Origin of the sequence: Paraburkholderia sp. Ac-20340 (assembly GCF_017104965.1) — a bacterium.
Taxonomy (GTDB): Bacteria; Pseudomonadota; Gammaproteobacteria; order Burkholderiales; family Burkholderiaceae; genus Paraburkholderia.
Map to the genome: position 1 here is coordinate 23,838 of NZ_JAAGPR010000062.1, position 8,037 is coordinate 31,874.

8 protein-coding genes are annotated in these 8,037 nt (G+C 62.2%); 5 read left to right on the plus strand and 3 right to left on the minus strand.

The window, feature by feature from the left end; all coding sequences use genetic code 11:
* Positions 1-323: 323 nt before the first annotated feature.
* Positions 324-2,597: a PA14 domain-containing protein gene (locus tag G3N59_RS36335; protein ID WP_346777988.1), complete on the minus strand. Its 2,274-nt coding sequence runs from the start codon at positions 2,595-2,597 to the stop codon at positions 324-326.
* Between the two features lie 619 nt (positions 2,598-3,216).
* Here G3N59_RS36335 and G3N59_RS36340 point away from each other — a divergent pair.
* A complete protein-coding gene (locus tag G3N59_RS36340) occupies positions 3,217-3,438 on the plus strand; it encodes a hypothetical protein (protein WP_241024831.1) in 222 nt (73 codons plus the stop codon).
* 66 nt (positions 3,439-3,504) lie between these two features.
* Here the strand turns inward: G3N59_RS36340 and G3N59_RS36345 are convergent, their stop codons facing one another.
* On the minus strand, positions 3,505-4,260 hold the full coding sequence (locus tag G3N59_RS36345; protein WP_205987828.1) for a DeoR/GlpR family DNA-binding transcription regulator: 756 nt from the start codon (positions 4,258-4,260) through the stop codon (positions 3,505-3,507).
* Between the two features lie 129 nt (positions 4,261-4,389).
* Between G3N59_RS36345 and G3N59_RS36350 the strand changes: the two genes are divergently transcribed.
* Together G3N59_RS36350 and G3N59_RS36355 are read left to right on the plus strand one after the other, a co-directional pair.
* The gene (locus G3N59_RS36350; RefSeq protein WP_205987829.1) at positions 4,390-4,989 is read left to right on the plus strand and encodes an NUDIX domain-containing protein; all 600 of its coding nucleotides are present in this window, start codon (positions 4,390-4,392) and stop codon (positions 4,987-4,989) included.
* A 46-nt stretch (positions 4,990-5,035) separates the two neighbouring features.
* Positions 5,036-5,335 (plus strand): YciI family protein, encoded by a 300-nt coding sequence (locus tag G3N59_RS36355; RefSeq protein ID WP_205987830.1) that lies wholly within the window; start codon positions 5,036-5,038, stop codon positions 5,333-5,335.
* An 8-nt stretch (positions 5,336-5,343) separates the two neighbouring features.
* On the opposite strand, the gene G3N59_RS36360 is transcribed toward G3N59_RS36355, so the two are convergent.
* Positions 5,344-5,595 carry a hypothetical protein gene (locus G3N59_RS36360; RefSeq protein ID WP_205987831.1) on the minus strand — a complete coding sequence of 84 codons (252 nt, stop codon included), beginning with the start codon at positions 5,593-5,595 and terminating at the stop codon, positions 5,344-5,346.
* 602 nt (positions 5,596-6,197) lie between these two features.
* Between G3N59_RS36360 and G3N59_RS36365 the strand changes: the two genes are divergently transcribed.
* Positions 6,198-6,797: a hypothetical protein gene (locus G3N59_RS36365; RefSeq protein ID WP_346777989.1), complete on the plus strand. Its 600-nt coding sequence runs from the start codon at positions 6,198-6,200 to the stop codon at positions 6,795-6,797.
* A 455-nt stretch (positions 6,798-7,252) separates the two neighbouring features.
* A partial coding sequence (locus tag G3N59_RS36370) for a diguanylate cyclase (protein WP_205987833.1) occupies positions 7,253-8,037 on the plus strand: 785 nt, incomplete at its 3' end.

Here is an 8,037-nt window from a genome sequence, read left to right on the forward strand (position 1 = left end):
CCGAATTTTAGACCAATTGATCTTTAGGTCAATTTTTTTGCAGCCGAGCCTTCTTTTTTGCAATTGCTACGGCCCTATTTTTCCGATGACGACATACATGTCGATCATCACCGCCCTCACAGCGCTACCTCTTTAAAGGCTTACCAAAACGAAGCACCGTTTTAGAAAATGCGAGCCGTCTCTTCCGCCATCGCCACGCGCAATTGGCACAAGTAGGCGGCAACCCGCGCACTCCAACAGCGCAACGTCCCCAATGCCAGCCGACAAGAAAAAACCGGCGCCGCTCCCGCGACGCCGGCTTCATTAGCATGACTGAATCAAACTCAGTTCGTCGTCACGAGCGGATCGGACGGCACGATCCGCACAGCAGCAGGACTTTGCGCCAGCGGATTCCACCAGGACAGATGCATGTTTGCCGGCCCCGTTCCGTGCACATATTCGACCTTGATCGACGTCGGCTGCCGGGCATTCAGCAATACGACGCCGCTTGTCGTCGAGCGTGTCGACGTCTTCTTGTTGATGACCTCGACGCCGTTGATCCACAACCGGGCGACGTTGTCGCTGTTGATCGAGAACGTGTAGAGGCCTGACTGCGACGCCTCGATCGCCCCCGTCCAGCGAATACCGTAGTTCGTCGCATTGACGCCCGCCGAGGCATCCGGCGAGTCGGTGCCGCGCTCCGTGTTCAGGTCGAAATCGACGAGCGGCGTGACCGACGTCTTCACCGGCGCGCTGCTGAAACTCGGATCGTTGTAGTACGCGACGTTGAGCACCGGCAGCTTCACATCGAATCCGCCCGTCAGCGCCTGAACTTCCGACGTCTGCCACGGGTGACCATCGGGGTAGAGCGTGCCCTGGAACGGTGTCGCCGGTTCGACGGTCGCGGGTGCGGTTGGCGTCTGGCCCCAGTGGAAGCGCGTGTTGGTGCGCCCGATCATCAGCTCCCAGACGATGAAGCCCGTGCTGCCGCCGTAGTTCGACACGATGCCCGGCATCGTCTGTCCCGCCGTGCCCGTGAAGCCGCGCTGCAGCGTCTCCGAGTTCAGCGCACTCACATAGCTGCCGTTGACAGGGCCCGCGTACGGATTGCCATACGGATGGAACGCGTAGAAGTCGGAGAAGTACGTGCCCTCATCCTCCTGCACCTGCGGCGAATTGATCGGCTGCGTGGCGCCCGCATTCAGGATCGCGATACGCGCATCGTTCATCAGCACCGCACGCGTTTGCTGCAACGATCCGTTGCCGCTGCAACCCGGCTCGTTCATCGGCTCCCAGAAGATGATGCGCGAGTCGTTGCGATGCGGCGCGACGAAATCGGTGATGTAGTTCGCGAGGCTCGCCTTGTAGGTCACCGATGCGTTCGATGCCGTCGGCTGGAAGTACGCCTGTTCGACCGGTGTGCCCGGCGACTGCACCCACTGGCTGTTGTGCACGCCCCAGACGGGAGCCGGTTGCGGTCCGTATTGCGGCGTCGGGTTCCAGCAGTCGTCGTAGAAGATCGGCGACACCTTGATGCCGTGCCGCGAAGCGATTTCCAGCAGGTTCTCGAACTTGCTCAGGAACGCGACGCGGTCGTTGGCCCACACGAGGTAGTGCAGATAGACGGCGATCGTGTTGACGCCATAGGTCTGCGCGTACGTCAGTTCGCGATTGACGACGGCGGGATCGTAGTTCTCCCAGAAGTCGATTGCATTGACCGCCGACGACGGCGTATAGACCATGCCGACCACTTTCGAGAAATCGAAAGTCGGAGACTTCACGGCCGGATAGGTCTTGATCGTGATGTTGCTGAACGTCGCGCCGACGCCGAAGCGCCGCACGCCGAAGCTGCCGCTCGCGAACGCGGCGGGCAGCGCGTTGGTCGCATCGTTCGCGCTGATCACGCGTTGCTGGTCGAGATCGACGGTGATGGCCGTGCCGCTCGTCGTGACCTTCAGATGGTGCGTACTCCCGCCGACGATCGCGCTGTTCGGGTACTGGATGAACTGCGTCCAGTTGTTGTTCTCGCGGCCGACGACCAGCGTGTGCGAGCCCGTGTCGAGGCCGACGAAATAGCCCGTCAGGCTATCCGGGCCGCCCGCCGTCGGATTGGTCGTGCGCACGATGAAACCGGCGTTGGCCGGTCCCGTGCCGACAGGATTGCCGACCGTGACGTCCGCCTCGTAGGAAGCCGTCGCATACGTGCTGCCAAGCGCGACGGCCTTGTCGCCCGCGCCCGTGCCGTTGGTGGCGGGCGCCGGAATCGTGATGCTCGAAGGCGTCGCGCCGGGCACCCAGCCTTGCGTCGAGCCCGCCGCGAGATAGCTCGTGAAGTCGCCGAAACTGAGCGTGGTGCTGGTGAGCGCAGCAGGTGGCGAAGGTGGCGTGTACGGCGAAAGATTCTTGTCCGGATCGCTGATGACGACGGCTGGCGTGGTGGTTCGCATGCCGAGCGGCGTGGAGCCCGCCAGCCGGAATTCGTTTTGCACGCTCGCCGATGCTGAATTCGCGGCGGACGTCTGCGCGTCCGCTACCGCTGTGGGGTTGGGTGAATCGCTGTTACCGCCGCACGCGGCCAGAATCACCGCGCTTGCCGAAAGCACGAATAAGTTGCGCACCTGTATCTCCTGAAATCACCCGTATTTATAAAAGGTCGAAAATTATTATTAATTTATCGGGCATAGCGATGCTGCCATCTATGCACTGCGATCCAATTACTGGGAAACGGAAGCGATGAAACAAGAGCAGCGATACGGTGAAATTAATAATATTATTAGTCATCAACTCATGCACCAGGAGTTTCCCTGACTCGCGCGCAACGGTGATCTCGGGTGGTCGCTTTGCATCAACCCAAAAAGCAAAGGGCTGAGTCCCGTGCAATACAGGACCCAGCCCTTGGGCGCTTGGCGTTCAACAGTTCAGCTTCGTGGAGTCAGTTCAGCGACCGTCCTCGCGATGAAATTACTTTCACGGTTCCATCATCGCCACACGAGACGCATGCGGCTAGGCTCTCGTCTGGCAACGCGATCCGTGATCGTGTGATCGTGTGATCGCCTGCTTCACATTTTCGTAATCGTGGGCGGCGCACATCCAGCGCTCCCCCAACCTGTATTTCCTTAGCCCACCCTCATGATCTACGTAGACGAACTGAAAAGCGGCGCCTGGAGCGTTCGGGGGCCGCAAGCCCAACATTGCCGCCTGTTTTCAGACGATCCGACGCCGGACGCCCTGTTCGCCATGGCGACGCAAATCGGACTGGACCCGGCTTCCTGGATTCCCGCGCGCACGGCGGACGGCACCTTCACGCCGCACGGTGCGCCGTTTTACTGGATTCGCCCCGCCGTACGAGCGAAAGCGGTCGCCGCTGGCGCGCTGCGCCTCAAGAGCAAGGATGCCGACCGGCTGCTGTCGCGTGTGACAGTCGATGTCGCGAACATGCCGATGCCGGTTGCGGACTAGCGCCGGGCCCACGCGGATTGCGGTTCACGGCAGCGCAGCCCTGAAACCATCCGCGAATCCATCCGCTCAGGCCTTCACGACCGTGAGCCCCGCTTCTTCCAGCGGACGCGTGAGCTTCGCGCCCGCCGCCGCATCGACGATCAATGTCTGAGCGAGATCCAGCCCGCCGATGCAGTATTGCGAAGCCGCGTTGAGCTTCGACGCGCTCGCCAGTACCACGGTTTCAGCCGCACGCGCCGCGAGCGCGCGTTTCACATAGGCTTCCTCATAATCTCCCGTGCTCAGCCCGGCCTTCACATGCACGCCGGTCACGCCCATGAAGTAGAGATCGGCGTGAATGTGCGACATGGCCTCGATGGCCGCCGCGCCCACGCTCACCACCGAATGCTTGTACAGGCGCCCGCCGATCAGCACGACTTCGACGCTGGGATGCGCGGCCAGCGCCACTGCGATACCCGGGCTATGCGTGACGATGGTCGCCACGAGATCGGGAGCGAGCGACTGCACCAGCAGCGCGGAAGTCGTCCCGCCATCGACGATCACAACCTGGCCTGGCGCGATCATGGCGGCCGCCTTGCGCGCCACGCGCTGTTTGGCAGCCACATCCATATCTTCGCGCTCGGCCAGCGGCGCAATAGCGGGCGATGCAGGCAGCGCGCCGCCATGCACGCGCTGCAGACGCCCTTCCGCCGCCAATTCGCGCAAATCGCGCCGCACAGTGTCCTCGGACACACCGAACGCCACGCTCAACTCGCCGGCCAGCACCTGACCGTCACGTTCGAGGGCGTCGAGAATCGCTTTTTTTCTTTGGCTGGTGAGCATCGTCGGGTCGGGTGAAATCGGGTTTGCACGAATTTTCTTGAAACTGCACGAGATTGCACGTTACCATCGGCAGACAGGAATGTCGAATTTCCGCTTGCATCGCCCCTTTGATCCAGACTGGAGCTTCTCGTGATGACCACCCAGGACCGCATCCGCATCGTCGATACCACCGTGCTTTCGGACAACTGGTATGTGCTGCGCAAAGTCACCTTCGACTTCCTGCGCCGCGACGGCAGCTGGCAACGCCAGAGCCGTGAAACCTATGACCGCGGCAATGGCGCGACCATCCTGCTGCACAATCCCGCCACCGGCCATGTCGTGCTGACGCGCCAGTTCCGCATGCCCGCCTTCGTCAACGGCCACGACGGCATGCTGATCGAAGCGGCGGCCGGTCTGCTCGATCAGGCCTCGCCGGAAGAGCGCATCCGCGCCGAAGTCGAAGAGGAAACGGGCTATCGCGTGCGCAATCTGCGCAAGGTGTTCGAGGCCTTCATGAGCCCCGGTTCGGTCACGGAAAAGCTCTACTTCTACATGGGCGAGTACGACGACTCCACGCGCGTGGGTCGCGGCGGCGGCATCGCCGAAGAAGGCGAAGATCTCGAAGTGATCGAAATGCCTTTGACCGAAGCGCTGGCGGCGATCGGGCGCGGCGAGATCGTCGATGGAAAAACCATCATGCTGCTGCAGCATGCGGCGCTTCAGGCCGCGGCGGCTGCACCCGCCTGCTGAGCGCGCGCCGCTACAATCGTCGACGGTCTATTTTTCTGGAATCCGCATGTATATCGTTTCGCTGACTTACACCGCATCGCTCGATCGTATCGACGATGTGCTGCCCGCGCATCGCGCGTACCTCGACGCGCAGTTTGCCGCCGGCCATTTTGTTGTGGCCGGCCCGAAGGTGCCGCGCGACGGCGGCGTGATCGTCGTATCGAACATGGAGCGCGAGCGCCTGGACGCGATCCTCGCCGCCGATCCGTTCGCGCAGCAAGGCGTGGCGGTGCATACCGTGACAGAGTTCAAGGCCACGCGGCTGGCAACCGGATTGAATCTGCCGCGACCCGAGGCGGCCGTTTAACCTTGCGCCTATACCGCGATGTAATGCCAGGCGGCAATCAGACCGGAAATGCTGATGCCGCCGTGCAGGCCCACGGAAAAGTATGCGGGATGGCGGTTGATGCTGGACACGCCATGAAACAGCCAGAGTTCGTCCAGCAGCAGGATCAGTAGCTGGATCGACGTGCCTGTCGCAATCAGCACCACGAATTCGCATAGCGATTCGGAATCGTAGGTATCGAGGTAGGTTGGGGAGAGTCTGAAGATCAGATAGATTGCCATCACCTCGCATAAACCGAATGCAAGTGTCAGGAATCCTATATATCTCGGCGGTTTGAACAGACTCCGATAGCACATGGCAATCTCAATATTTCTTGATGTGCCCGGAGCATGTCACTGAAAAAATCCGCTGTTTATCAGAGGTTCTTTAAAGATTGTTAATCGCCGGTTGCGGCACACCGCCGCAGTCATCCCGCGCGCGCCCTGCGCCGAGGCTCGCGTCGACGTCTGTCGGACAAACGCGAGCGGCAGGCTCAAATTAGGACGTATCCCATTTTCTCTGTCGGAGCGTAAGACGATACTGACTGTCAACCCGACGCACCGCCCGAATCGGCACGGCGCAACGCCTGCCAGGTTCGGCCGTTCGCTTCAGACCAGCCCTATCGGCCTTCTTCTCGTCTCTGTCCAGGTTGACCATGCTCCCACTTAGCGCTCTCCCATCGATGAAGCCGCTGTTCATGACGCCTTGTTACGGCGGGAACGTCACAGCGAATTTCGCCAACAGCCTTCTCGCGCTCAACAATTGCCTCTGGGAGACCGGCATGCCTGGCGAGGTGCGCATCCGCTCAGGCGAAAGCCTGATCACGCGCGCACGCAACAACGCCGTGGCCGAATTCCTCGCCGACACCAGCTTGACCCATCTTTTCTGGATCGACGCCGATATCGGATTCACCGCCGATCAGGTTCTTCGCCTGCTGCTGGCCGACCGCGATGTCGTCGCCGGGGTCTATCCGATCAAGCGCTTCGACTGGCCGGCGGCACTTCCTGCCGGTCTCACCCGGGAAACCTTCGCGCAACGCTACCTGCGCTACCCGGTCAATGCACACGACGGCGTCGCACGCGACATCGACGACGAAGGCTTTCTCGAAGTCAGCGAAGCGCCAACCGGTTTCATGTGTATCAAGCGCAGCGTGATCGAAACCATGATGGCGAAGCTTCCCGAACTGCAATACGTGCCGGACGGCCCGCCGGACACAGCCATTCACGATCTTTGCTACCGCTTTTTCGACGTCATGGTCGAGCCTTCGACGGGCCGCTATCTCTCCGAGGACTACGCGTTTTGCCGCAGATGGCGCGACGTTGGCGGGCGGGTTTTCGTCGATACGCAATCGCGCTTGTCGCACCAGGGCATCTACACCTGGAACGGCGACTTTGGCGCATCGCTGGCCGTAACACCGGATACCGCCGTGGGAGGCACCTATTGAACACCGATCCGGCCGGGCCAGCCTCATTGGCGCGCGGCGGCACGCGGATCGGATTCGACTGATCTATCACTGCGCGCCCGATAGGGGACTGAAAATCCTCGTGCCGGTATTCGAGTATCTGGCGACCTTACACGCCAATATCGAACTCGATGTCTTTTCGAGCTTCAGTCTGTGTAGGTCGAGTGAACGTGACGAGCCGTATCGGCCGCTTTTCGAGCGCTGCAAGCGCCCATCCGCGCATCTGGTATCACAGCGCGATACCGTTACGTAACACCCACTCCCCCCGCATCGCACACGTTACGTAACCACCCGCCCCTCACCGCGCCGTCCAGACCGTTGCGCGCGCATCCGATATGGCACGCCTCCTGCTTCGTCGATTTCCATAACGACAAGGCGACACGCACCGCTACGCCCGGCGGCGCGCGGGTTCGCCATGCCACGCGCACAGGACTTCGATGAGCACGCCCAGCGTCTATGAATCGGCCTTTCTCGCCGCGCCGTTTGGCGCCTTCCTGTGCCGGCCCGATGGCGTGTTCGCGCGCGTCAACGCAGCCTATGAGCAGTTGACCGGTTACAGCGAGCAGGATCTGATCGGCCAGCGCAAATTCCTCGCGCTGCACGACCCCGCCGAACTGATCCGCCGTGTCGGGCCCGTGCCCGCCACCAGCGCGGGCGCGCTCGCGCAGTTTCGCGGCGAGTGGTCCTACGTGCGCCGCAACGGCACGCGCGTGCCGGTCTCCCTGGCGATGGCGCCGCTCACGGGCGCGCTGGAGGAACGTTACGCCGGGCACTACATCGGCATTGCCGTGGACACCTCGCGACACGCGCAAAACGAGGCGCGGCTCTGGTACGTCTCCAATCACGACAGCGCCACGCGTCTGCCCAATCGCGAGCTATTTCTCGAACGTCTCGATCTGCTGCTCGCGCGCAGCCGCCGCAGCGGCGAGCCGCTCACGGTGCTCGTCATCGAAATCGACGATCTGCAGAAAACGCGCGAAGCGCTCGGTCCCGAAGGCGCCGATCTCGCGCTCGAATACGCGGGCGCGCGGCTGCGCCGGCTCGCGCAGGCGCACTGCGGCGACAGTCCGATGGGTTTCATCGGCGGCGATCAGTTCGCCATGGCCTTGCCGGGCCGCGGCGACGAAGCCGGCCAGGTCGCGCAGGCGCTGATCGACGCCTTCGCGCAAGGCGACGAATCCGTCCGGCCCGAGCCAGCCGAACGCGCGCCGGGACGGCGCAG